This window comes from Rosistilla ulvae, from assembly GCF_007741475.1.
In the GTDB taxonomy this organism is placed as follows: Bacteria; Planctomycetota; Planctomycetia; order Pirellulales; family Pirellulaceae; genus Rosistilla; species Rosistilla ulvae.
Genome location: NZ_CP036261.1, coordinates 5,728,868 through 5,752,750, shown reverse-complemented (window position 1 = coordinate 5,752,750; position 23,883 = coordinate 5,728,868). Strand labels below are relative to the sequence as shown.

Sequence of the window (23,883 nt, the reverse complement as noted above, 5' to 3'; positions counted from 1 at the left end):
TGCCATCCCCTGCCTACCGGCCTCTTGGGTCCCCGCGATGCTAGCCCCCGTCCAACCGAGCGATCGTCGACGTGCCATCGTCGCACTGGTGCTGGTCAACAGCATGTGGGGACTTTCGTTTCCGATGATGAAGTGCTTGAACATGCAGGTCGATGAGCACTTCTCGGTAACACAGCTGACCGCATCGCCGATGCTGCGATCCTCTGCGGCAGCCTGGATGATCGGAATCCGGTTTACCGCCGCGATGCTTCTCTATTTGCTCTTCTTCCACCGCACGCTTCGCCAGGTGCAGATGCCGCATCTCCTGGCCGGCGCCGCGATCGGGGCGATGTTTGTGATGGGGCTGATCTTGCAAGTCATCGGCCTGGGGACGATCCCCGCCTCGCGCAGCGGTTTCCTTACCAGCCTGGTGGTCGTGGTGACCCCGATCATTTCGGCGATCGCCCAGCGGCGGATGCCGCGGCCGACGGTGATCGCCGGAGCGATGTTGGCCCTGTTCGGGGTAGCCGTCCTGGCGGAAGTGATCCAATTGCGCGACGGGCGAATCGGTTTCGCCGCCGACATGCGGCAGACCTGGACCACCGGCGACTGGTTGACCCTGCTTTCAGTCTTCTTTTTCAGCGGCCAGATCCTGCTGTTGGATCAACTGGGCAAACGCTACCACTCGATCGCCTTTACCCCCAGTATGTTTGCCACCACGGCACTGCTCGCCTTTTGCACATTCGCTTGGCTGCAATTCCACGTCCCCGAATCAGCCGTTGGCGGTTGGACGTCGCTGGCCGTCAAACCCTCCTTCTATTTAATGTTGATCCTGCTCTGCTCGATCCCGTCGCTGATCGCTTTCGCTTGGATGAACAAGTACCAACCGATGATTTCGGCGGGGCAGGCGGCCGTGATCTACACCCTTGAGCCCGTCTTTGCATCGTTGTGGGCGATGACGCTTCCCGCAACGCTCAGCCTCTGCTGCACCGTCGCCTACGCTAACGAAACGTTCAGCACGCCCCTGGTAATCGGGGGGGCCTTGGTCCTAGCCGCCAACGCGTTGGCGCTGTGGCCACAACGCAGGGGCGGCCCCCATTGAACGCCGCAGCAGGCAAGCGGGAGTTCCCACAACAAACCTGGCAACTTAGGGGCACTGGGCAGTGCTGCCCCCCGATAAAGTGCGATTAACTCACTTTAAGCTGCCATTTGTTTTCTTGACCCCCCCTTGGATCGGCGTACAATCCGTTCTTAGGTTTGCTGGCAACGCGCGGATAACTCCAGCTTGTATTCTCCTTATTTGGTCGCGCGTTGGTAACAGATCTCGGGCTTGCAACCGAACACCTTGTCCGCAGCCCCATCGTTATGTCGGTGGCATGAACATCATTGACGCTAGGTAGCAACTTGACATGCATGCGAACCAACCCCCAGCGGTTGAGATCAATACCCCCGCCAAGCTGAACCTGTTTCTTGAGCTGCTGGACCGTCGCGCCGACGGTTTTCATGAACTCGAAACGGTGATGGTCGCGATCAATCGCTTCGATCGCATTCGTGTAGCCCTTTCCGATACCGATGATGTACGCGTCGAATGCGGTTGGCTGCCACATCAAGCGGCCGTCGTCGAGCGCTATCGAGGTTCACAGGCCGTCGCCACGCTCCCTCGCTCGCAAGACAATCTCGTGACCCGAGCTCTGGAACAATTCCGCCAACGGTTTTCCATCGCCGACGGTTTTCGCGCGACGATCGCCAAGACGATCCCGGCGGGAGCGGGGATGGGCGGCGCCAGCAGCGATGCAGCCGGCGCCTTGCGAGCCGCCGCTCAGTTGTGCCAGATCGACCAGCATGACCAACGCCTGTTGCAGCTTGCGGGAGAACTAGGGAGCGACATTCCGTTCTTCTTTGGTTCGCCGCAGGGGTCGATGTCCGCGGCGATCGCGACAGGACGTGGCGAACAGATCGATCCGGTTTCGATCGGCGGCAAGCTGCACTTTGTCGTCGTCCATCCGCCGGAAAGCGTTTCGACGGCGGAGGTCTATCGCCGCTGCCAAGTTCCCTCGCGCCCCAGCTCCGCTGCAGCGATGCTCGCCGCGCTCGTCGGGGGACGTGGCACTCAGATCGCATCCCAGTTATTGAATCGGTTGTCGGAGCCCGCTCGCGCGACCAGCGAGTGGATCGACCGCGTTCTTTCGGCGATCGCTCGAACGCCCGTCTTGGGATATCAGGTGACCGGCAGCGGATCAGCATGTTTTGGCGTCTGCCCCAACGCGGCGGTCGCATCGAGAATCGCTCACAACCTACAAGCCGCCGGCATCGGCAGCGCTTTTGCAGCGCATTCGGTTTGCATTGCCAGCCCCACGCGGGATTTGGGATAATTTTAACAGCACTCGGTTAGGGAGGGTCGGACAGTGGATATCACCGAAGTACGCGTCAAGCTGATGGAAAACTCAGAGGATCGATTGCGGGCGTTTTGCTCGATCACCTTCGATTCCTGTTTTGTCATCCGCGATTTGAAAATCATCGACGGCACCAACGGGCCATTTGTCGCGATGCCCAGCCGTAAACTGACAGGTCACTGCAACCGATGTGGCCACAAGAATTACCTGCGAGCCCCGTTCTGCAATCAATGCGGAACCAAACAGCGTGGTGGCAATGGCGACAACGACGGGCCTCAGAAACTGTACGCCGACGTCGCCCATCCGATCAATTCGGAATGCCGCGAACAGATCCAACGGCACGTGATCGAAGAGTTCGAATTGGAACTGCAACGCGCCCAACAGCCCGGTTACCGATCTCGTTACGACGACGATTTTGACAACGAAGATGTCGCCGCGGCCGCTGCCCCCCAAGCCTCCGAAGTGCCAGCCAAGCTTCCGCCTCCGGCGCCTCATTTCCACCAACGTCCCAGCGGGGAAGCCAGCTCACCGCGAGGCGGGAAAGACAACGACGACAGCTTTGGCGCCGGCGTTTTCTAAAGCACGGCGTCCTACACCACAGGGACGCTTCGGGACGCTCAGGGACGCTCAACCACTAGTGCTTCGTCCACTTTTGACTTTAGCGTGGTGGACGAGGGCACGAGTCCTTTCGCGCCAAAGATTATTGGGACCTAGTAACCTCGTCCACTACCAACAGTCCTAAAATCAAAGTTTGACAAACCGCTAGTGTCGCGAGCGGTACTCATTGATCAAGATCACAAAGAAGTCGCGAATCGACTGCAGCGAAAGCTCCGCATGTTTCATGTGGTCTTCGAGATGTTCGATCTCCGAATCCTGAGCGGCTTCCTCGCGACGCTGCAGCTCGGTGTTTAATTCATGTAGCGTTGTTTCGGTTTCCGCGATCAGGTTGCGAAGACTCTTGATCGACATCCGAGGCAGGTCCGACATTTATAAACTCCCTTCAGAAATGTGGGTTGGTGAAATCGATCGCGGCGCATCGGCGACCGCGGATTAAGGCAGGCCACTCCCGGCCATTGCCACGCGCTACAACATGCTGGTGACACCCAAGCACATGCCGGGGATGACAAAGAAAACGCTCAAGATGTAGGCCAACGCGACCAACTTGTTCTCCGACGCCGTTTCGCCAAGCCACTCTGCCGCCTTGACCGGTAGATACCGCAGCATCGGCACCCCATAGATGAACAGCACGCCCAGGACGTTGTAGGTCAAGTGGATGAAGGCGATCTGAAGCGCCGCCGCCGCATTCCCATCGACCGCCGTCGCGGCCAACAGCGCAGTGATGCACGTTCCAATGTTTGCCCCCAGCGTAAACGGATAGATCTGTTTCAGCCCAAAGGCGCCCGACCCTGCTAGGGGCACCATCAACGAAGTCGTCGTCGAGGAGGACTGCACAAGAACGGTCACCAGCGTGCCGGAGAAGATTCCCGAAACGGGCCCCTTGCCGATCGCCGCATGCATCAATTCCTTGGCTTTGCCAACCATCAACGTCTTCAACAGCTTGCCGACGTAATGAATCGAAAGAAAGATCAGCACGATCCCGGCCAGAATCAGGGCGATCCCGCCGCCGGTCGTCCCCATCCCTTCCACGCTCTGTTTGAAGAAGTTAACGACCGGCGCCGTCGCAGCTTTGACGAAATTCAGGCCTCCCATCGAGGCATCGCCAACGACAAAGATGCCCGCCAATGCGCTGCCGATCTTTTCCAGGAACCCGGTAGCCATCTCCAACGGCAGGAAGATCACCACCGACAATAGATTGAAGAAATCATGCACCGTCGCCGCCGAAAACGCGCGGGCAAATTCCTTCTTCTCGCGGACATGCCCAAGCGAAACGATCGTGTTGGTGATCGATGTTCCAATGTTCGCTCCCATCACCATCGGCACGGCGACCGACACGGGCAGGCCACCGGCAACCAAGCCTACGATGATCGAGGTCACCGTCGAGGAGGATTGGATCAACGCGGTGGCGACGGTTCCGACCACAAGGCCTGCAAACGGATTGGTGGCGAATTCGAACATCTCTTTCGCTTGGCTGCCCGTCGCGGTCTTGAACCCCGACCCGATCAAACCAACAGCGCAGATCAGCACATAGACAAGTCCGGCGACCATCAGCCACTGACGCCAAGCGCTCTGATTCGACGCCGCTTCGGAAGCTTCTTCCGGTACTGCAATGTCCATGCGATCTCGCATCTATAAATAGAAGGTGTAGTGTTGCCAGGGGAGCGAGGCAGATAGCATTCGACCTCCCGCGGGGTGGCCGAGTTTAGTTCTTTTAAAAAAGCCAGCAACAACCCTAGACGGGGCACCAGACCACCTGAGCGTGTCCGTTTGGACAGGCCAGCACCAACGATTCGCGGGCTTTCGCAACAATCGGCCTCTCGGCCAGCCCCACCCGCAGAGGGGAACGGTTCGCCGTTTATTCGCCAAATACTTATCCACTTGTCATCGTCGGGGCGGCCGGCCATGCCCCCTTAAGCGGGGAGATCGCCGCAAAAGCTAGCAATCAACGCACGATTTTTCTTCCCTCGATTTCCGTTATGTCCCCAAACAGATCTTGGTAAAGAATCCAAATTTTCGTTAAACTCTGCGACTGATAATACCGACAGAGCGCGCCGCACGGCTGTGGCAGACGTGGTAGATTTGAAAACCGATCGGGCCAGGAGGGAACGATGACTGGCGAATCCTTTCGATTTATACATGCCAGCGACTTTCATCTGGAACGTCCTTTGGGCGACCTAGACGAAGTCCCACAGCACTTGCGCGAAGCGATGGCGGGTGCGGCATGGAAGGCGGCCGCGACGGTCTTCGAAACCGCGGTTCTCGAAAACGTCGACTTTGTGTTGCTCTCGGGCGACCTGTTCCATCCGATTACCGCCGGTCCCCGTGGGATGGCGATGCTGGTCGAACAGTTTGAACAGCTGCATCAACAGAACATTCAGGTCTTCTGGACGACAGGGCAAGTCGACGATCTCGCCAAGCTAGGCGACGGATTGGCTCTGCCCCCAAACGTGACTGTCTTCCCCAGGGATCGATCCGAACAAGCGTACGTGCGTCGCGCCGGCGATACGATTGCCGTCGTCGTCGGTCGCAGCAACGACGGACGCAGTGGTCTGCACGTCCCTAGTTTCCGGCACGATCCGGTCGAAGAGTTCACGATCGCGTTGGGCTACGGCACCAGCGACGCAACCGCATTGGCCGAAGGCCGCTTCGATTACTGGGCTCTCGGTGGCGAACATCAACGCCGCACTTTGGACGGTGCCGCGGGCGTCGGTGCAAGCTATTGTGGTTCGCCGCAAGGACGCAGCCTCAGCGAAACCGGAGCCCACGGGTTCCACTTGGTCGACATCGATGCCGATGGCAGCAGCCGCGTTCACTTCATCGAATCGGACAGCTTCCGTTACGTGAACGTCGAACTCGGCGGGGCGGACCTAGGGACCGCTAGCGATTTGCGAAGCCTGCTGTCGCAACGGATCGCTCGCTTGCAGCACGAACATGGCGACCGGCATTTGTTGGTCGGCTGGGAAATTCACTTGGGAGCCGATTCGCCGATGGGCGCCGGCGACCCGACAGAACTGCTGTCGTGGTTGCGTCGCGAATTCGGACACGGCAGCCCGGCAGCTTGGTCGGTGAAACTGGACGTGATAGCTCCGCCACAGTTTCCCCAATCGTGGCTCGAAGAGGATACGATCTTAGGTGACTTCCTGCGAGCTGCAGGAACTCACCGTAAAACAGGCGGGCGCGACCTACAATTGGCGTCATTGACCGAAGAACATCCGGGATTGGCACCCGCTATGGAAGCCGCGTTGGTCGAGGCAGATCCTGCCAGCCGCGCAGCGACTTTGGACCACGCGACGCTGTTGGGGGTGGAATTGCTGCGTGGCGGCAAACCGCGGCTCGCGACGGTTGGTGACGGCAAAGAGTATCGATAGTTTCATCATGGCGAAATGATCGCGCCACCGGTCACAGGGAGGTCTACCGGTGAAAATTAAAGATTTACAAATAGATGGTTTTGGCGTCTGGACGGGTTTAAGCGTCGACAGTCTGCCCGATGGCATGACGTTGTTCTACGGTCCCAACGAGGCTGGCAAGACAACGCTGATGCAGTTCCTGCGCGCGATGCTGTACGGCTTTACTACCGAACGCCGCGAGCGTTACCTGCCACCGGTCTACGGTGGTTCGCCCGGTGGGGCGCTGCGCGTCACCGGTCCTGGCGGTGGGTACGAATTGCGACGGCGGGCCCAATTGACCGACGCCGATGGCAACGGCAGTCTGACCGTGACCGGAACCGACGGGCTGGTCCAGGGAGAGCATCGATTGAAGATGCTGCTGGGACAGATCGACGAACCGATCTTCAAAAACGTCTTTGCGATCGGGCTCCGCGAATTGCAGGAACTCGGCACGCTCGACGACACATCCGCTGCCGACGAACTCTATAAACTGTCCAGCGGTCTGGACCGCGTTTCGTTGGTCGACGTCACGCGTCAATTGCGCGATGCCCGTTCGCAGGTCCTCGGCAGCGAATCGTCCAATCGCAACGGACACCAATTGGCCGAACTGATCAGCCGACGCGACCGACTTCGCGACGAGGTCGATCAACTCACCCGCCGCGGTCGACGCTGGGCGGAACTGGCCACCCAACGCCGCACGCAGATCCAAGAGATCGAACATCTGCGGGTCAAGCTTGGACAATGGGAACACGACGCTCGGGTTACCGAAGTCGGTTCGACAGCGCGGGAAACCTGGGTCAAACGCCAGGAACTGCGCGATCAGATCGAACGGACCGAACGCGGACTCGATCTCCCCGAAGACGCTCCGATGCAGTTGGTGCATATCGAAGCACAGGTCGAAGAGCGAAAAGGGAAGCTCGAAGAGGTGAAACGCCAGCGTCGCGAACTGCGCGACAAAGCTGCCGCACTGCCGCTGAGCCAACGCTTGCTGGCCCTTCAATCGCGGATCGAAGCCGCATCGCAGCAGGCGACTTGGATCGAAGCCCTTCGCGATCAGATCGCGAAGCTCGACAAGCAGGTGGAAAAAGCAGAGCAACAACTCGATGCCGACGCACACCGCTTGGGGCTGACCGACGAGGAACGCAAGTCGCTGATCGAAGGCTCCAAATCGGAGATGCCCGATCTATCGCGAGCCACCTTGGCGACGCTGGGCGGGCCGGCGCGAACCGTCAAAGAATTCCTCTTCCAGGCCAAACAAGCGCGCGACGAGAGCCTGAAGGATCGCCAAGAGATCCAGGTCCAGGAGAAACAACTGCGCGAGAAGATCGGACACTTGCAGAGCGACGATCTGCACGAATCGATCAAGCTGCAAGGCGCCGTGATCGCGAGGTTCCGCAAAGCGATCCAGACCGAGGAACACCTCGACAAGCTGCGTCGACACTACAAGGAACTCGAAAACGAAGCGATTAATCTAACCACCGCCGAAGCGTTGCCTGTCGATCGATCGATCTTCATGGCGGCACCGTTCCTGTTTGGTGGCGTCGGATTGATCTACGGCCTTGTCAAGACGACGGGCATCTGGAATGTCGCCGAACGCGATCCAACCTTCGGCATGTTCTCGATGCTGATCGGCATGGCCTGCTTGGCGATGTGGTATATGGGTCGGCAACTGTTCGACCGCGGTACCAGCAGCGATTTACACGACACCGAACGGCAGATCGAAGTCGTTCGCAAACAGATCCGCGAAACCGAACGCGAACACGAAGAGATCCAAAAGGATCTGCCCGCTGGGGCCGGTCCGCTGGAATCGCGATTGCGTGAAGCGCTCGCGGAACTGCAAGCTCAAGAGGACGCGCTGCCGCTGTATCACGCCAACCAGGCGTTGGTGCAACGTTACAAGGCGGCGCGGAAACGTGCCGAAGAAGCTGTCGAAGGCCTCAAACGGGCGCGTGCCGATTGGAAACGCACGCTCCTGAAACTGGGGCTGTCCGAATCGCTCTCGCCCAAGAGCATTCGGGAGATGAGTGACGGTTACGAAACGCTGCAAGCGTCGCGTCGCCGTGTCGACGAATTGCGCGACGAGAAGGCGGAGCGGAAGCGGGAACTCGCAGCCCTTGGCAAACGCGTCGAATCGCTGTATCGCGAAGCATTGGGAGAGGAAGAGCCCGAAAGTGCGTTGGCCTCTGCGACGCAACAGGACCTCAAAGATCCGATCCAAGCCGTCAAAGACTTCATCAACGATGAAGACGAGGCCGAGGATTACCGTCCCTCGCGGCGCGGCAACGATTCGCGTCGCCAAACCGATTCGGGACGATCCAACGAACCGCGGGTCTCGCGACGCATTCCTACCGATCCGTTGGAGCAATTGAATCAGATGATTCAAGAACTCGAACGCCAACAGCACTGGATCAAGAAGCGCCGCGAGCTCAAGGAGCACGACGCACAGTTCCGCAAGGCGAGCGCAAGCCACGCCCGAGCGATCGAACGCTACGAACAGAACCGCCGCTCGCTGTGGGCGCAATGTGGTGTCGCAACGCAGGAACAGTTCTACGCGCTTGTCGATCGAAAGACTTCGCTGCTGGAGATGCGGCAGAACTTGGAAGCGACGCAGACCAAGCTCGATTCGTTGATCGGCAAAAAGATTGATTCCGGCGAAGTGATTCGCGTATTGGAAGAGACCAAGGCCGAAGATCTCGATCGACGCTGGGAATCGTTGAATCAAAAGATCGAACAGACCAAGGAACGGATCGGCGGGTTGCAAACCCGGCAGGGCGAATTGACCGCCGAGATGAAGCAATTGACCGAAGACCGCCGACTGACCGAAGCACAACTGGAACTCGGCTGCATCGAGCTCCAGATCCGCAAGTGCATCGAACAGTGGCAAACGCTTGGCATGACCAGCAAGCTGTTGGACGAAGTCTGTGCGACGTTTGAAAAGGAACGCCAACCCGAAACGCTTCGCGAGGCGTCGTCGTTCTTGAAGCAGCTGACCGATGGCAAATACCTACGGATCTGGACGCCGCTGGGAACCAATCGCTTGAACGTCGATAACCGCGATGGCAAAGCGTTGCCGATCGAAGTCCTCAGCCGCGGTACTCGCGAAGCTGTCTTCATCGCGCTGCGATTGGCTCTGGCCGCCGCCTACGCTCGCCGTGGTGTGATGCTGCCGCTGGTCCTGGACGACGTGCTTGTCAACTTCGACCGTCGCCGCGCCGTGCACGCAGTCCGCACCCTGCAGCACTTCGCTGAACTCGGGCACCAAGTGATGATGTTCACCTGCCACGAACACATCGTCGAGATCTTCCACGAGGTAGCCGCCGAAGTCCGTCTGCTGCCGCCACAAGGCACGCCGGGAGTCGCCACAGTGCTGTTGCCCGAACCGCCAGAAGAGATCGTCGAAGAAGTGGTAGAGGAGATCGTCGAAGAGGAACCCGAAGAGGAACCTGTCGCCGAAGTCGCTGAGGTGGTCGAAGAGACTGTCGAAGAGGAGACTTGGGAGGAACCCGAGGTCGAAGAGGTGGCTGAAGAAGAGGTTGCCGAGGAAGAACCGATCGAAGAGGAGATCGTGGAAGAAGTGATCGAAGAGATCGTTTCGGAAACGCCCGAGCCCGAGCCGGAAATCATCGACGAAATCGAGGAAGAGGTCGAAGAGTTCTACGAAGAACCCGAGCCCGTGATCGTGACCAAGGTGGAGCGTCATCGACGGCGTCCTACTCCCGTCATCGAAGACGATCTCGAACCAGTCGATCTCAATTGGGTCTGGTTCGACACCGATCCGCTTCCGCAGGACGATGACGAATCGGACGAAGAGCATTCCGGTCCGCGGAACGCCTGGGAACACGAAGACGCATGGTGGGCCGGCAAACCGGCGGGCGTCGGGCAAGCCGACGACGAGGACCTGCGATAATCGATTTCCTTCGACCAGCGAACGCTCGCTAGAAACACGAAGTCCTAAACGCGAACAACCCGCGGCATCCTCGATGGTGCCGCGGGTTGTTGCGTTGATTCAAACATCGGCTGCTTCGAACATGCAACTTCGACGGATAATCGGATCCGTCCGGCAACGCTTCACACGCGAAGCATGAAGCGTTGACCAGTCGCTGTTGCTGCCTACTTCGCGTCGGCGGTAACACCCTTCCAATCGTCGGTGCGGAACGGAGTCAGCGGCAGGCCGTTGCGAGCTGTTACGTTGGCGATCGGGTTGGTGGCCCAGGCGTAACGCACGGCAACCGGTTCGGAAACCTCATCGCTCCAGACAACAACCTTGTCCTTGCCAACCAGCTTCGCTTGGGCATCGACAAACTTCTGATCCTCGCCCGCGATCGTGAACCCAATCGGGTGCTTGACGTCGAAGGTATAGAGCCCTTTGGCACCGACGTGATCAAACGTCAGCGTCATCTTGTTCCCTTCGGTTTCTACCGACTTGTAACGTGGACTTTGGTGTTCGATCTCCAGTCCGTAATCCTTCGCCAAAGCCCAGCGAGCCAACCGTTTGGCAACATCTTGTTTGTTGCGAGGATGGATGTCGCGGCCTTCGCCGATGTCGATGATCACCGCTTCGCCCGTGTTGGGCAAACGATCCATCGTCATCGTCTGCGCCTCACGCAACTCAGCCCAATCGCTATCTCCAGGTTCGCTGACTTCGTTGCGGTAGTCGGCCAATTGAACCCAATAGAATGGAAAGTCTCCCTGGTTCCATTCCTCGCGCCAAGATTTGATCATCAACGGGAAGAGATCGCGATATTGGTACGCGCGGCTGGCGTTGGATTCACCTTGGTACCAGATCGTACCGCGAATCCCGTAGCCCAAGATCGGATTCAGCACGCCACAATACAGATTGCCGGGACGATGCTGCCCTGTCATGCGTTGCTTTAGTTTTGCCAGCTGCTTCGCCTGCTTGTCATCCTCCGCCTCCGCGGCGCTCAATTTTTCATACTGTGCTTCCTCTTTGCCCCATCGCTCCAACAGGGGCCCGTAAGCTTCGTCGGCCTCCAACAGATCGCGGTTGACCCAAGCTTCGCACGCCGAACCGCCCCACGAATTGTCGATCAAACCGATCGGCACGCCGAGGGATTGGTGCAATTGACGGCCGAAGAAATAGCCGACCGCGGAGAACGAACCGACAGTACTGGAAGTGCACTGTAACCACTCCCCTTGAAAATCGTCTTTTGGCTCTTGCACGCCAACAAGAGGTACCGAGATCAAGCGAATGTGAGGGTAATTGGCCGTCATCTTTTCCAGATCGGCATCGTTGGCTTGATTGACCGAATACTGCATGTTCGATTGGCCGCTGCACAACCAAACCTCTCCGATCAAGACATCGGTGAACTCCAGTCGGTTCTTGCCTTCGATCACCATTGTCTTGGCGTCGCCCAAAGTCAGCGGGTCCAACGTCACGCGCCATTTGCCTTGATCGTCGGCCTTCGTCTTTTTGGTTTGACCGGCAATCGTCACGACGACCTCTTCCCCCGGTTCAGCCCAGCCCCAGACGGGATTGGCTTGGTCGCGTTGCAGCACCATGTTGCTGCCGAAAATCGCCGGGACGCGAACGTCGGCCATCGCGGAGGTTGCGACGGTTGCGGAAACGAGCAATCCGAAAATTGCCCGTCGAATACTCGGAAAGTCACTTGTCATTGTGGGTCCGTAGCTCTCTGAAGGTTGTTGAGGTGGGAAAAAATCTGTCGTTGAAACGATAACGAATTCAAAACCGAAAAGAAACGGTCTCCCTGTTTTCGCGAGGCGTTTTTGGCAGTTCCCCCCCGTCGCGCCGGAACCTTGAAAACTGCCGTCCGGGCATCCGCAGATGTTATACTTACCCTAGCGTGCGCATCCGGCACGCCGACCTCGGCACAGGCTTTGTTTTTTCGGGCCGCGCGGGATATAGCACCATGAGTTCGCAACACAGCCCCAGTTGCCCATCGCGACTGGGGCGAGAGACGCGCTTGCTCAACGCTCCACGGCAACCGATGCTGATGATCGCCGTGGCCGGTTTGATCGGGATCTTGTGCGATCATCGCTTGGACATTTCGTCGGACCATTGGCCGCTGTTGGTCGCCGTCGCAATCGCGGTGGTAACGATTGCGTGGGTCTGCCAGCCGCTCCGCATCGCAGCGATCCTGCTGGCAACCGCAGGCAGCTTCGGTTTCTATCACCATCAACAACTGTACCAATACGAACGCCAAACGTTGGCTGGGTTCTTGAGCGACGCTTGGCAACCGATCTGGGTCGAAGCGATCGTCCGCTCCCCGATCCAACGGCGGCCCGATGTGCTCGCCGAACAGCGATCCGAACATCCGGCGGAGGCTTGGCAATCATTGATGACCATCGAAGCGGTGGCCATTCGCGATGGGGCCAGCTACCGCGCGGCCAGCGGCACAGCGCGAGTGATCGTTGAAGGCGAAGTGACTGGCCTGCTGTACGGCGATCGAATTCGTTTCGCAGGCCACGCCCAACGCATTCCCGCCGCGTCGAATCCGGGCGAGGTCGACTTGCAACAGGCCTATCGTGCCCGTCGCCAACTGGTCCGCATGCACGTCGATACGCCCGCGCAAATCGACGTCGTTGCCGCGGGCAACTGGTCGCTGCGCCGCGCGATCGATGCGATTGGAAATCGCGGTCAGCAGGCGCTTGTGGCGAACCTGAAACCGGAACAAGCTCCGCTCGCCGAGGCGTTGGTTTTAGGCCGCCGCGAAGCTGTCGACCGATCGATGCGAGATCGGTTGTTGGAAACCGGCACGATCCATCTGCTGGCTGTCAGCGGTTTGCATGTCGGCATCGTGGCGATTGCAGCTTCCTGGCTGGCGATCTTTCTGGGCGGTTCGCGAACCACGAACCTTCTATTTGTGATCGGCGTCTGTTTGGCCTACATGCTCGTCACCGGAGCGCGACCGCCAGTCGTTCGAGCGGCGACGTTGATCAGCATCTTTCTGATCGGTCGCTTGATCGGGAAACGCTCCGATCCATTGAACGCGCTGGCCAGCGCCGCGGTCTTGCTGATGTTGATCGATCCATTGTCGATCGGCCAGATCGGCACACACCTCTCGTTTCTCGCGGTCGCGACGATCGTGTTGTGCAGCGATCTGCCCGATCCACGGCCTCAACTGGACCCGCTGGATGAACTGCTGCAGAGCCGCTGGGCGATGCTGCTGGCCTTAGGGCAAACCGCGTGGCAGAGCGTCCGCCAGCTGATCTCGATAAGTTTCTGGATCTGGATCATCGGATTGCCTATCGTCTGGCACCACTTCCACGTCATCACGCCGATCTCGGTCATCGCCAACGTTCTGTTGTGGATCCCTTTGACGGTGGCCCTCGTCTCGGGATTGGTGACCGCGGTGCTGGGCGGAATCTGGCTTCCCCTCGGTTCGATATCGGGAGAGATCTGCAGTCGGTCGCTGCAAATCATAGTTCGCCTGGTCGACGGACTGGCAAACGTCGACGGCGCGTTCTTCTGGCTCCCCTCGCCACCGCACTGGATGCTGCCAGTCTTTTATCTTGGGATCGCCGCCGCAGCTTTTCTGATGCCCCATCGATATAAGAGACCTGCAGTCCTGGCCTGCGCCGCCCTCTGGCTCGCCGTCGCGATGGGGCTAGCGACGCGGCGGGCCGATCCCGATCGCATGGTCGCGACCTTCATCGACGTGGGGCACGGAACAAGCGTCCTTCTGGAGTTTCCCAACGGCGAAAATTGGCTGTACGACGCGGGACGCTTGGGCGATCCCGCATTCGCTCGCTGGCCGATCGAAGCTGTCCTTTGGAGCGAGGGGATTCGGCATCTCGACGGCCTGATCGTCTCGCATGCCGATTCGGACCACTACAACGCGATCGCCGGATTAGCCGAACGATTTTCGATCGCTCGCGTCGTGGGATCACGCGAATTGTTCGAGGACAAACAGCAAGGGATCATCGAAGTCGAGCGTGTTTTAAACGCAAAGGGGATTCCGATCGAAAGCCTTGCGGCCGGAGACCTGTTGTTGCAGCAACCTCATTGCCGCGTCACGGCGCTCCATCCGCCAGCCAAACACGTGCCGGGGAAGGACAACGCCAACAGCATCGTGCTGCGGATCGATTGCTTCGATCGCACGATCCTGCTGCCGGGCGATCTGGAACAACCGGGGACCGCGTTACTGTTGAGCCAATCGAGACCGCGACCTGGCGGCGTGTTGATGGCGCCGCATCACGGCAGCCTGTCGCAGGATATCTTTCCGATCCTGCAGTGGGCCGATCCATCGATCGTTATCGCCAGCGGCGGCAAGCGCGCCGCGGGACCGCGGGTGCGGAAGATGCTGACCGAAACGGGAGCCCAAGGATTTGTGACTCACCGCGACGGAGCGATCCGCGTGAGCATCACCCGAGATGGAATCGTGGTCCGCACGTGGCGGCAGAGCCCCTGGCCCAAAGGCGGATAAATCGAAGCGCCCGCCGCCGCCAGTCGCGGCTTGCCATTAGCTTGCCGCTGACCTGCGAGAATTTACTCCTCGCCGTCATCCGCATCGGCAGGCTCTTTGACAAACCGATAACCGGCATCGCGGATCGTCAGCAGATGCCTCGGGTTCGACGGATCGACTTCAAACACTTTCCTCAACCGCACGATAAACTGATCGACGGCGCGGGTTTGCAATTGGCCGGGCAGCTCCCAAACCTCGGTCAACAATTCCTGGCGGCTGATCACGCGGCCTTCGTTTTCGACGAAGTACTTCAGCAAGCGAAGCTCCTTGGGAGTCATCCGCGCCGGTTTGTCGTCGACTTCGACCTCGAAGGTTTCGAAGTTCACGAACGTCGTCGCAAAACGGACCTCTTTGACCGGCTCGGGTTTCGGTTTTCGCGGCGTTCGATTCGGCCGCGACAGCTGCAACAGGTTCTTCACGCGGCTTAACAGTTCGTCCAGATCAAACGGCTTGGCCAAATACTGATTCGCCCCAACGTCGAAACCTCGGGTGCGATCTTCGGCCAAGGTGCGAGCCGACAGCATCAGGATCGGCAGAGTCAGCCCCCAGTCGCGGACGGTTTCGCAAACCGTATAGCCACTCATTCCGGGCAGCATCAGATCCAGAACCATCAGGTCGATCGATTCGGGCATCTGTTCGATCAGCTTCAGCGCCGTCGGCCCATCGGCGCACAGCGTCACACGATAACCTTCCTGTTCCAGGTTGTACTTGATGCCAACCCCCAGGTGTTCTTCGTCTTCGACGATCAATATATGAGTGGAACCTTTCATTGCCTTCTTCGTCTGCGCGGTTTCGGAGTCGACATTGTGTTGGATTAAGTGCCGGGTCGATAGGGACCGTCGATGCGTTACAGCAGCGGCGTCGGTGCGACATGCGATTGTTCCGGTGGGTCGTTCTCGGGAGGTTCGATCCGCAGCCCCGGCAGGATCACTTCGAATTCGGTCCCCGTCGTCCCGCGACGATCTTCGACACGGATCGTGCCGCGCAGCGACTTCACCAACGTCCGGACCAGATACAGTCCCAGCCCTGTCCCTGGCTTGGCTCGCTCCAGTTCATTACCGACGCGAATGAAGCGACCAAATATTCTCCGCCGCAGCTCCTTCGGAATCCCCGGCCCGTTGTCGGTGATCCGAATGCACAACTTGCCCGCGGACATCGGCCGCAAGCGAACGATCACCTCCGGCGGGGAACCGCTGTATTTGACAGCGTTGTCGATCAGATTACGGAACAGAATTCCCAGATCGACCGGCGGCGCGGTGATCATCGCCGGTTCGGCATGCACCGTCACCGTCTCCAATGGTTGGCGGTATCGCAGACAAACCGCGTGTGCACATTGGTTCAGGATCTGATCGACGCGGCAATCTTCTGCCGGATTTGGTTCCGCTTCGCGATCCAATCTTGCCGCATCCAACAGGTGGTTGATCAGATTATCTAAACGCTCGACATCCTCCATCATGAAGCGATGGAAATCCTGACGCTGCTGCTCGCTCACCTGCCGACGACTGAGTGTTTGTAGGTACAGCTTCAGGCTTGCAATCGGACTCTTCAGCTCGTGCGTCACGCTATCAATGAAGTTCGATTGCCGTTGATTCAGCTTGATCGCTTTGACGGTCACCGTCAGGTAGACGATTACGCCGGCCAACATACAAATCAGCAGCACCGCCCCGATACTCAGGCTGACCCAATAGATCGGCGCACTCTCAGGGTCTTTGAGTCCGCCGATAACGGTCAAAATCACCCAGCCAATGGTCAACGTGACCACCAACAGGATCATGACGACGCCCAGAATTACGGGCCATTTAATACTGCGACGTTCGAACATGCAGGAATTCGCGAGTGGGAAAGAGGCGGAAAACGGGACGATTTTTCAAAACCGAGCGTGACGTGAAAGAATCGCCTTCTCTATAATAACCAGTTGGGTGTTAGGTCTGGATCAACTCACAGCATATTTCGTTGGCGGATCCTTGGAGGGACAGCCGATGCCATCTCATGCCAGCAAACAACAGTATTCTGAACAAACGCTTCGGCAGGTAGCTGCCGATTGTCGTCGTTCGCTGCAGCGCGGCCAATTCGATGTGGAGCAATCGCGGGTCGAGCGTTTGCGTTGTGTCGACGACCAAGATGAAACGGAAGATCAGTTTGGGCGTCAATTGTGGTACTTCGAAGGACGTGCCCTTTCGACCGATGATCGTCGCGTGCGCGTCTACGGCGTGATCGAATATTCGGTCCAGTATGGGTTGCAGGAATTGATCGAGGATGGCGTCTTTGATGCTCCCGATCAACGCGACAGGTTTCGCGAGATCTACCATCACGTTCCCTCCCGATTTTCGTGGCGGCACCCGTCGGTTCGGTTATTGATCGCGGGGACCTTTGGCGTCGCCGCCGCTTATCTGGCCTACGTCGCTTCCCGTTTGGCAGGCTAGATTTTTTCGCTCCCGCGGTGGATTCTGGTGTCTGTGACACGTCCGGTGCATTTTCAAGAGCTTCGCAACACGCAGAAATTCGGACGCCCGTGGATTCGCCTCTCGCCATCGACATTCAGGATCTTCGCAAAACCTATCGCGAAGGGATCTTCCGCAAACGCCGTCAACAAGCCCTGCGTGGAGTCTCGTTGGATGTGCGACCGGGGGAGGTCTTCGGGTTGCTGGGCCCCAACGGCGCGGGCAAGACGACGATGATCAAGATCCTGCTGGGGATCGTGCACAAGTCGAGCGGCACGGCTTCGTTGCTGGGACACGCTGCGGGCAGCCAGATCAGCCGCAGTCGTGTTGGCTACCTGCCAGAGAACCTACGCGTCGCCAGGCATCACACGGCGCGAACGGCACTCAATTTTTACGGTCGCTTGAGCCGAATGTCGACGCAGCAGATCGCCCGCCGCAGCGATGAACTTTTGGAATTGGTCGGCCTTCGACATCGCGACCGCGAATCGGTTCGCGGCTTCAGCAAAGGGATGGGCCAACGCCTGGGACTGGCTCAAGCGTTGTTGCACGATCCCGATCTCTTGATCCTCGATGAACCAACCGATGGCCTCGATCCGTTGGGACGTTCGCAAGTTCGCGACATCATCAACCAACTGAAGGGACAAGGGAAGACGATCTTCTTGAACAGCCACATTCTGCAAGAGGTCGAAACGATCTGCGACCGGTTTGCGATTCTGGCTCAGGGCGAAGTGCGAGCGATCGGTTCGATCGATGACCTGCGAGGCACAAACGCAGAGACCGCGGCAACGTTGATCGTCAGTCATCTGCCCAGCGACGCGATCGAAAAATTGGCACAAGCAGACGTGACCGCAACGACCGAGACGATCAATCCCGACTTGCAGCGTGTGCTGATCGATCGATGTCCGCAAGCCGATCTCGATCGCGCCGTCGACGCGTTGCGGGCGGCGGGTGCCAGTATCCATCAGATTCAACGCGGCACGTCGACGTTGGAACAGATCTTTCTCTCCCTGGTCCAGCCTCAACCGCCCGAGTCATTGTGAAACCGTACATCGCCGTTATCACCGATGCATTTCGCGAAGCGCTCGCCTCACGCGTCTTGTGGCTTGTCTTGTTAGGCGTTCTGTTGTTCTTGGCCGTCCTTGCGCCATTGGGAGTGCGAGACGAAGTCACCACGCAATTTAAGCGGTTTGATGTTACCAGCAGCCAACGCTTGAAATCGTTGCTGGAATCGTCGGCCAAGTCGACTCGCGATTCGGCCGCCTCGCGAGTCGTGCAGGCGTTGGATCCCACGATCCAAACCCGGCTGCGCGACGCGGGGAAAGCCAACGTCGATCGCTTGCGAACGCACGAAGTACTCGACGGCCTAAACGGTTTGTTGGACAAACAAGACTGGCACGACGCCGAGTTGTGGAAATCGACGACGCGATTGAGCGAACTGCGGGAACTGGACCAAGCCGACGCGGAGACCTTGAGCGAAGAGCAATTGCGCCGTCGCAACCGCTTGCGTTTGGAAGCCGCCCTGCCCGGTGCGTTCCATCCAAGATCGGGCGATTCGGTCCGATTGCGGTACGCTGCGTTCGACTTCCCCGACGCGTTTGTCGTCACCCGAACGCAATTCCTGGAGATCTTAAACAAGATCGCGCTGCCATTAATCGTCAATTTGCTGCTGGGCGTGTTAGGGGTGTTCATCGCGATCTTGGTCACCGGATCGATCATCCCAGAAATGTTTCAAAGTGGATCGCTGCAACTGCTGCTCAGCAAACCGATCTCCCGATCGCTGCTGTTTCTTGCCAAATTTATCGGCGGCTGCTCGTTCGTCTTCGTCAACATCACGTTGATGATCGTTGGCCTTTGGCTGATCGTCGGCTTTCGCTTACAGATCTGGAACCACAACCTGTTGCTGTGCATTCCGTTGTTTGTCTTTCTGTTCGTCGTCTACTACAGCGTTTCCGCCGTGGCGGGACTGATCTGGCGAAACGCAATCGTATCGATCGCCGTGACAGTGATCTTTTGGATGGCTTGTTTCCTGGTCGACGTAACCCACGAATTGTTTGATCAATTGGTCGCTCAACCAGCGACGATCACACAACTTGCCCAGCTGGATGGCGAATTGTTCGCTGCGACGCGGAAGGGGGAGGTGTTGCGGTATGACGAAGAAGAATCCAAATGGCAAACCTTGCTGGAGACGGAGTTTGGCAGCGGAACGCGCGCCCTCGGCCCGCTGGCTCTCCCCGAATCCGATCAGGTTCTGGTCGCCCAAATTTCGAGTGGACGTTTCCGACAGTTCTCCGGCAGCAACGACAATCTGTTGCTGTTGTCGAGTCGAGAAGAATGGAAACCGATCGATGGTATCAAGCTTCCGCCGGGCAGTCGCGAGATGCTTGCGGGTTCCGATGGAGCGTTGATCGTCTACGGTACGCGAGGCATCTCGCGAGCTGCCGCCGGTGGTCTGGAATCGGAACCGTCGGAGAAGAAGGACAGCGGTATGTTCGGCGGGCTAATGTCGATGCTGCAATCCGAAACCGATGGATTCACCGTGATCAGTCCTCCCGACTTGAATCTCGATACGCCGATGAGTGTCGACGCCGTACCGCGGTCGTCATCGGTGGTCGCTTACACGCGTGGTCGCTTGATTCGTTTGACCGCCGGCGAAGACCGACGACTGAAGATCGATCGAGAGATCAGCCTGCCGGGGGCGGCGAACCAACGGGGCGCCATCGCTGCGACATCCCAACACCTGATGATCGCGCGGGAGGATTCGGGAATCGAAATCTACGACCTGCAAACGCTGGAGAAGCTGTACGACGTCGACCTCGATGCGGCTAGCACCCCGACCGAACTGCGGGCGGCCCGCGATGGCGGTGATCGCGTCGCGATCCTGTTTGCCGACAAAACGGTCCAGGTGATCGATACGTCGATGGGAACCTCCATCCCCGTCTCGATCCCGCACCAAGGTTCGATTGCCCAACTGAACTGGAGCGATTCAAACACATTGTTGATCGCTTACGAATTGGACCATGTTCTGGCGCTCGACCTGACCGACGGTTCGGTCCAGGCAACATGGCAACCCGAGCGTGGTATTTGGCGCTGGCTGCAGGATTGGATCGTCCAACCGATCCATACGGTTTTCCCCAAGCCGGGCGAATTGGGAGAAACTGTCGAAGGGATCGTGATCGGCGAGCGAGAAATCGCCGCCGGGCCACCATCGGAAGTCGATTTGGCCTACGATCGACGCGTCTTGAAGATCTGGCAGCCGTTGGTGAACTGTGGGATTTTCACGCTTTTGATGCTCGGCTGCGGCTGCTACTACGTTTCGCGACAAGACTTTTAACACCCCAAACGTTTCCGGCGGCTGCCAGCTGTCCCGACACCGCCGCGTTGGGGACAGATTCGATTTGACTTTTGTTTCCGCCGCGATGCGTTAGGATAGAAAGACGCAAATTCCGCATCCCGATTCCCTGAATCGAAACGCTTGGTGATGTCTCCGATGATTCTGCGATTGCTGCAACGTAAACGATGCTGGTTCTCGGTGGCTGTTCTTGTGAGCGGTTGCCTGATGCGGTCGCCCGCCTTGGCGCAATCGCCTCAGCCGTCGCCCCATGACGATCGCTTGCAGCAGAGGCTCTCCAGCCGCGAATTCTCCGACCGTCAGAACGCCATGCAGGAGATGTGGGAACTGGGCAGTGAGGCGGAGGTGCTGGCGGCGGAACAGAGCGACGACCCCGAAGTGCGCATGCGGGCCCGTTGGATTCAGGAGCAATGGAAACTGGGGATTCGCCAACAGACCCCTGCAAACGTTGCCCGATTGTTGCGCGGTGCCGACGACGAAAATCAGCCCAGCCTTGCCGACCTGATCGCGTTGGAACAATTGAGCGGGTTAAACGTGGCGCTGCGACAATCGAAGTCCCAGGCGTTTCGTCAGCGTGTGCAAATTGATCTGTTGCGTCATTTCCCTTACCTCGCCTACCTCGCTCTGGAAAGAGGCCAGTCCGAACCGTTTATCGAACTGTTAGGCGAGATGTCGCACATGCCGATCGTCGCGCTCCGACGCAGCCAGATGATGTTTCAAATGGGCAGCAGCCACGACGATTGCCTCACGCTCGCGCAAGCCGCCGATGAGATGCAGCCTGCCAGCCGCCGGAAGGTCGAAGTTTTCATCCGTTGGACGATGGGCATGCAGGACGAAGCGATCCAATGGGCCGGCCAGGACGATCCGGAATTGATGTCGCGTCTGCAGTTTGCCGCTTTGGATTGGAAGGGGTTGGTCGAATCATCGCGACAACAAACCGATGCGGTGGAATTGCTCGAGCCCATCGAACTCGATGACGCTCAAAACGCTGCCTCCTATTTGATGCGATGTCGTGAAAAAGCGAAACCGATGTTGTTGTGGATCATTGGACTGTATCGCAGCCAACAAACCGAACAATGCGACGAGATCGTGAATCGGTTGGTCGAACTGGTTACGTCCGACGACTTCCTAACGGCGATCGATACGCTTCAGTCGCAATCCCGACGGTATCGCAGCGATCTCACAACCACAGTCTTCGAAGCAGCGGAGACGTTGATCGCGGTCGACCGAACCGATCGGGCCATCGAGGTATTATCGGATCGAATGCCGCTTCAAGCGGCCGAACTGTTGGTCCAGCAAACCGATTACCAGCGCGCATTGGAAATCCTTGGGGGCGATACCGCCTCGCTGGAATCGAGCCTGTTGGCAATGGCGGATGAAACGCGACAGCAGGCGGAAAACCTGGAGGATGACGACCTTCCAACGCAGCGGCCACAAGCCTTCGAACGTTGCCTCGCCGCCTGTTCGCTGGCCTACCAGTTAGGCTATGCTCCGGCGGCGCGGCAAGCGCTGCGACGCGTCTCGTCGCTGACGCGTGGCGAAGGGATTATGCACCGTTTGGAAGTTATCCAAACGGTGCTGCAACGCAACGACTCAACCTTTGCGATCGAACTTGCCGAACCGTTGCTGAGGATGCCTTCGAGCGATGGGAAAGCGACCGAAGCGTTGTTTGGAACATCGATCGGCAATGAACTTTGGCATGCTTTAGACCAACTGGAACCTGGCTGGACGGTCACACAGCGGGCTCGCGTGTTGGTCGATCTGTCGCACGGCAAATTGCCCGCGGGCTGGAATCGTAGTATCGACCTGAATCGTTTGGCAACCTGGTTGTACGATCAATTGGACAGCGACGATGGGCAGTTCAACGTCGTGTTGTGCCGAGAAATTGCCGAGTTCTTCCAAACTTATGCTCGCGACGACTGGGCCAATACGTTTTATCGAAGGGCCGCTCAAAACAACGACTATGAAGCGACGACCGCACTCGCACGCCGGCAGTTCCAATTGGGGAACATGCGGGCCGCGGCGGACTCTTATCAAAATCTCTGGGAACGCTTTCCGAACCATCCCGAAACCCTTGTCGGTTTGTCCAAATCGCGACGGCTAGCCGGACAAGAGGACGAAGCGAAAGCGATCGTCGATCGGTTGGACCTGTTAGCTTTGGATGCCGCCCAGTACTTCGACGTCGCGGTCGCGTTCGGTCAGTTCGACGATCTGCCAGGCGCCATCCGATACGCCAACAAAGTCATTCACGATACTCCCGAGAACTCCTCCGGTTCGTATCACTACCGCGCGATCCGATTGCTGTTGGGACTAGAGGACAACAAGTCGCCACAGGAGATCGCTCGGCTGAACCAACGCTTGCTGGACCGGACGCTGAGTCCCACGATGTTGCGAGACATGGGGTCTTACCAAAACATCGTCTTCGATTCTTACGAAGCGTCCGCGCGGCAGGCACTCAACCGCGGAGACGTCGCGACGGCGACACAGCAAATGAAAATGGCGCTCCGCTCCAGCCCAGCCAACATTGATTTTGCCGAGCAGCAATTGCTGGAAATCCGCGCACAAGGACACACCCAATTCGCCGACCAAACCTTGGACAAGATCTTTGCTGCGGCAACCAAACACCTGACTCGCTTTCCGTTGAACGCCAACATGGCCAACAACATCGCTTGGGTTGCCGCGATCCACAATCGCCACTTGGATCGCGCATTGGAGCTGTCGATGTCGGCGGTGGCGGAATTTCCCGAGTCGTATTCCTACCGCGATACGTTGGCCGAGGTCCTGTTTCGGATGGGCGAGACCGATCAAGCGATCCAAGTCGAAATGAACTGTTTGTTAGACGTTCCCGACGACTACCACCTGCACGAACAACTGAAACGTTTTCGCGGTGGCAATTAAGACAGCCCACCTTTATTCGCCCAGCAAAGCCAACGAGTTTCCCGACGAGGGCACAGCACGAGGTCGCACCGACACATCTTTGCACAGCGAACTCACCTCCCCGAACAACGCTGCGCTCGTTCGACCCTCCGCTTCAAACTACGTCTGGCGGAGGGTGAAGAACGCGCAACTTCACCCGCCCGGCAACGCCGGGAGGGTCAAAAAACGAGCGTTTAGCAAGTTTTTCGGGGAGGGCTGTCCGTGAGTCAAAGACGCCGGAGTCGATCTCACGCAAAGCCTCCCCGAACAACGCTGCGCTCGTTCGACCCTCCCCTTCAAACTACGTTTGGGGAGGGTGAAGAACGCGCAACTTCACCCGTCCGGCAACGCCGGGAG

15 protein-coding genes are annotated in these 23,883 nt (G+C 58.4%); 10 read left to right on the top strand and 5 right to left on the bottom strand.

All coding sequences use genetic code 11. The features are described 5' to 3' along the window. Window positions 1-37: 37 nt before the first annotated feature. The 3 genes from EC9_RS20325 to EC9_RS20315 all read left to right on the top strand — a co-directional run bounded on the left by EC9_RS20325 (window position 38) and on the right by EC9_RS20315 (window position 2,951). Complete coding sequence (locus tag EC9_RS20325; RefSeq protein WP_145347954.1) at window positions 38-1,081, top strand: DMT family transporter; 1,044 nt, start codon at window positions 38-40, stop codon at window positions 1,079-1,081. A gap of 307 nt (window positions 1,082-1,388) precedes the next feature. Continuing rightward, window positions 1,389-2,351: a 4-(cytidine 5'-diphospho)-2-C-methyl-D-erythritol kinase gene (ispE, locus tag EC9_RS20320; protein ID WP_145347953.1), complete on the top strand. Its 963-nt coding sequence runs from the start codon at window positions 1,389-1,391 to the stop codon at window positions 2,349-2,351. A gap of 33 nt (window positions 2,352-2,384) precedes the next feature. Continuing rightward, on the top strand, window positions 2,385-2,951 hold the full coding sequence (locus EC9_RS20315) for a SpoVG family protein (protein WP_145347952.1): 567 nt from the start codon (window positions 2,385-2,387) through the stop codon (window positions 2,949-2,951). Between the two features lie 183 nt (window positions 2,952-3,134). Here EC9_RS20315 and EC9_RS20310 read toward each other — a convergent pair whose 3' ends face one another. Both EC9_RS20310 and EC9_RS20305 read right to left on the bottom strand, forming a co-directional pair. Then, window positions 3,135-3,359 carry a hypothetical protein gene (locus EC9_RS20310; protein WP_145347951.1) on the bottom strand — a complete coding sequence of 75 codons (225 nt, stop codon included), beginning with the start codon at window positions 3,357-3,359 and terminating at the stop codon, window positions 3,135-3,137. A 96-nt stretch (window positions 3,360-3,455) separates the two neighbouring features. Next, on the bottom strand, window positions 3,456-4,607 hold the full coding sequence (locus EC9_RS20305; RefSeq protein WP_246105794.1) for a Na/Pi symporter: 1,152 nt from the start codon (window positions 4,605-4,607) through the stop codon (window positions 3,456-3,458). 491 nt (window positions 4,608-5,098) lie between these two features. Here EC9_RS20305 and EC9_RS20300 point away from each other — a divergent pair, with 491 nt between their 5' ends. Both EC9_RS20300 and EC9_RS20295 read left to right on the top strand, forming a co-directional pair. After that, the gene (locus tag EC9_RS20300; RefSeq protein WP_145347949.1) at window positions 5,099-6,358 is read left to right on the top strand and encodes a metallophosphoesterase family protein; all 1,260 of its coding nucleotides are present in this window, start codon (window positions 5,099-5,101) and stop codon (window positions 6,356-6,358) included. 49 nt (window positions 6,359-6,407) lie between these two features. Next, the gene (locus tag EC9_RS20295) at window positions 6,408-10,283 is read left to right on the top strand and encodes an AAA family ATPase (protein WP_145347948.1); all 3,876 of its coding nucleotides are present in this window, start codon (window positions 6,408-6,410) and stop codon (window positions 10,281-10,283) included. A gap of 203 nt (window positions 10,284-10,486) precedes the next feature. On the opposite strand, the gene EC9_RS20290 is transcribed toward EC9_RS20295, so the two are convergent. Next, the gene (locus EC9_RS20290) at window positions 10,487-12,010 is read right to left on the bottom strand and encodes a sialate O-acetylesterase (protein ID WP_145347947.1); all 1,524 of its coding nucleotides are present in this window, start codon (window positions 12,008-12,010) and stop codon (window positions 10,487-10,489) included. 254 nt (window positions 12,011-12,264) lie between these two features. Here EC9_RS20290 and EC9_RS20285 point away from each other — a divergent pair, with 254 nt between their 5' ends. Beyond that, window positions 12,265-14,781: a DNA internalization-related competence protein ComEC/Rec2 gene (locus EC9_RS20285; RefSeq protein WP_145347946.1), complete on the top strand. Its 2,517-nt coding sequence runs from the start codon at window positions 12,265-12,267 to the stop codon at window positions 14,779-14,781. Between the two features lie 62 nt (window positions 14,782-14,843). Here EC9_RS20285 and EC9_RS20280 read toward each other — a convergent pair whose 3' ends face one another. Together EC9_RS20280 and EC9_RS20275 are read right to left on the bottom strand one after the other, a co-directional pair. Beyond that, window positions 14,844-15,590 carry a response regulator transcription factor gene (locus EC9_RS20280; protein WP_145347945.1) on the bottom strand — a complete coding sequence of 249 codons (747 nt, stop codon included), beginning with the start codon at window positions 15,588-15,590 and terminating at the stop codon, window positions 14,844-14,846. Between the two features lie 77 nt (window positions 15,591-15,667). Further along, a complete protein-coding gene (locus EC9_RS20275) occupies window positions 15,668-16,642 on the bottom strand; it encodes a sensor histidine kinase (protein ID WP_246105793.1) in 975 nt (324 codons plus the stop codon). Between the two features lie 157 nt (window positions 16,643-16,799). On the opposite strand from EC9_RS20275, the gene EC9_RS20270 reads away from it, so the two are divergent. From EC9_RS20270 to EC9_RS20255, 4 genes are all read left to right on the top strand, one after another. Then, window positions 16,800-17,243 carry a hypothetical protein gene (locus EC9_RS20270; RefSeq protein WP_246105792.1) on the top strand — a complete coding sequence of 148 codons (444 nt, stop codon included), beginning with the start codon at window positions 16,800-16,802 and terminating at the stop codon, window positions 17,241-17,243. An 89-nt stretch (window positions 17,244-17,332) separates the two neighbouring features. Further along, the gene (locus EC9_RS20265; RefSeq protein ID WP_246105791.1) at window positions 17,333-18,301 is read left to right on the top strand and encodes an ABC transporter ATP-binding protein; all 969 of its coding nucleotides are present in this window, start codon (window positions 17,333-17,335) and stop codon (window positions 18,299-18,301) included. Beyond that, window positions 18,298-20,592 carry an ABC transporter permease gene (locus tag EC9_RS20260; protein ID WP_218934299.1) on the top strand — a complete coding sequence of 765 codons (2,295 nt, stop codon included), beginning with the start codon at window positions 18,298-18,300 and terminating at the stop codon, window positions 20,590-20,592. Before EC9_RS20265 ends, EC9_RS20260 begins: the two co-directional genes overlap by 4 nt. 198 nt (window positions 20,593-20,790) lie before the next feature. Then, a complete protein-coding gene (locus EC9_RS20255) occupies window positions 20,791-23,508 on the top strand; it encodes a tetratricopeptide repeat protein (RefSeq protein ID WP_145347942.1) in 2,718 nt (905 codons plus the stop codon). The last annotated feature ends 375 nt before the right edge of the window (window positions 23,509-23,883 follow it).

What these genes read in the sequence shown, in the direction of transcription:
- EC9_RS20325 (WP_145347954.1), top strand. Translation starts at nt 38, where the DNA reads ATGCTAGCCCCCGTCCAACCGAGCGATCGTCGACGTGCCATCGTCGCA.
- ispE (WP_145347953.1), top strand. Translation starts at nt 1,389, where the DNA reads ATGCATGCGAACCAACCCCCAGCGGTTGAGATCAATACCCCCGCCAAG.
- EC9_RS20310 (WP_145347951.1), bottom strand. Translation starts at nt 3,359, where the DNA reads ATGTCGGACCTGCCTCGGATGTCGATCAAGAGTCTTCGCAACCTGATC.
- EC9_RS20305 (WP_246105794.1), bottom strand. Translation starts at nt 4,607, where the DNA reads ATGGACATTGCAGTACCGGAAGAAGCTTCCGAAGCGGCGTCGAATCAG.
- EC9_RS20300 (WP_145347949.1), top strand. Translation starts at nt 5,099, where the DNA reads ATGACTGGCGAATCCTTTCGATTTATACATGCCAGCGACTTTCATCTG.
- EC9_RS20290 (WP_145347947.1), bottom strand. Translation starts at nt 12,010, where the DNA reads ATGACAAGTGACTTTCCGAGTATTCGACGGGCAATTTTCGGATTGCTC.
- EC9_RS20285 (WP_145347946.1), top strand. Translation starts at nt 12,265, where the DNA reads ATGAGTTCGCAACACAGCCCCAGTTGCCCATCGCGACTGGGGCGAGAG.
- EC9_RS20280 (WP_145347945.1), bottom strand. Translation starts at nt 15,590, where the DNA reads ATGAAAGGTTCCACTCATATATTGATCGTCGAAGACGAAGAACACCTG.
- EC9_RS20275 (WP_246105793.1), bottom strand. Translation starts at nt 16,642, where the DNA reads ATGTTCGAACGTCGCAGTATTAAATGGCCCGTAATTCTGGGCGTCGTC.
- EC9_RS20270 (WP_246105792.1), top strand. Translation starts at nt 16,800, where the DNA reads ATGCCATCTCATGCCAGCAAACAACAGTATTCTGAACAAACGCTTCGG.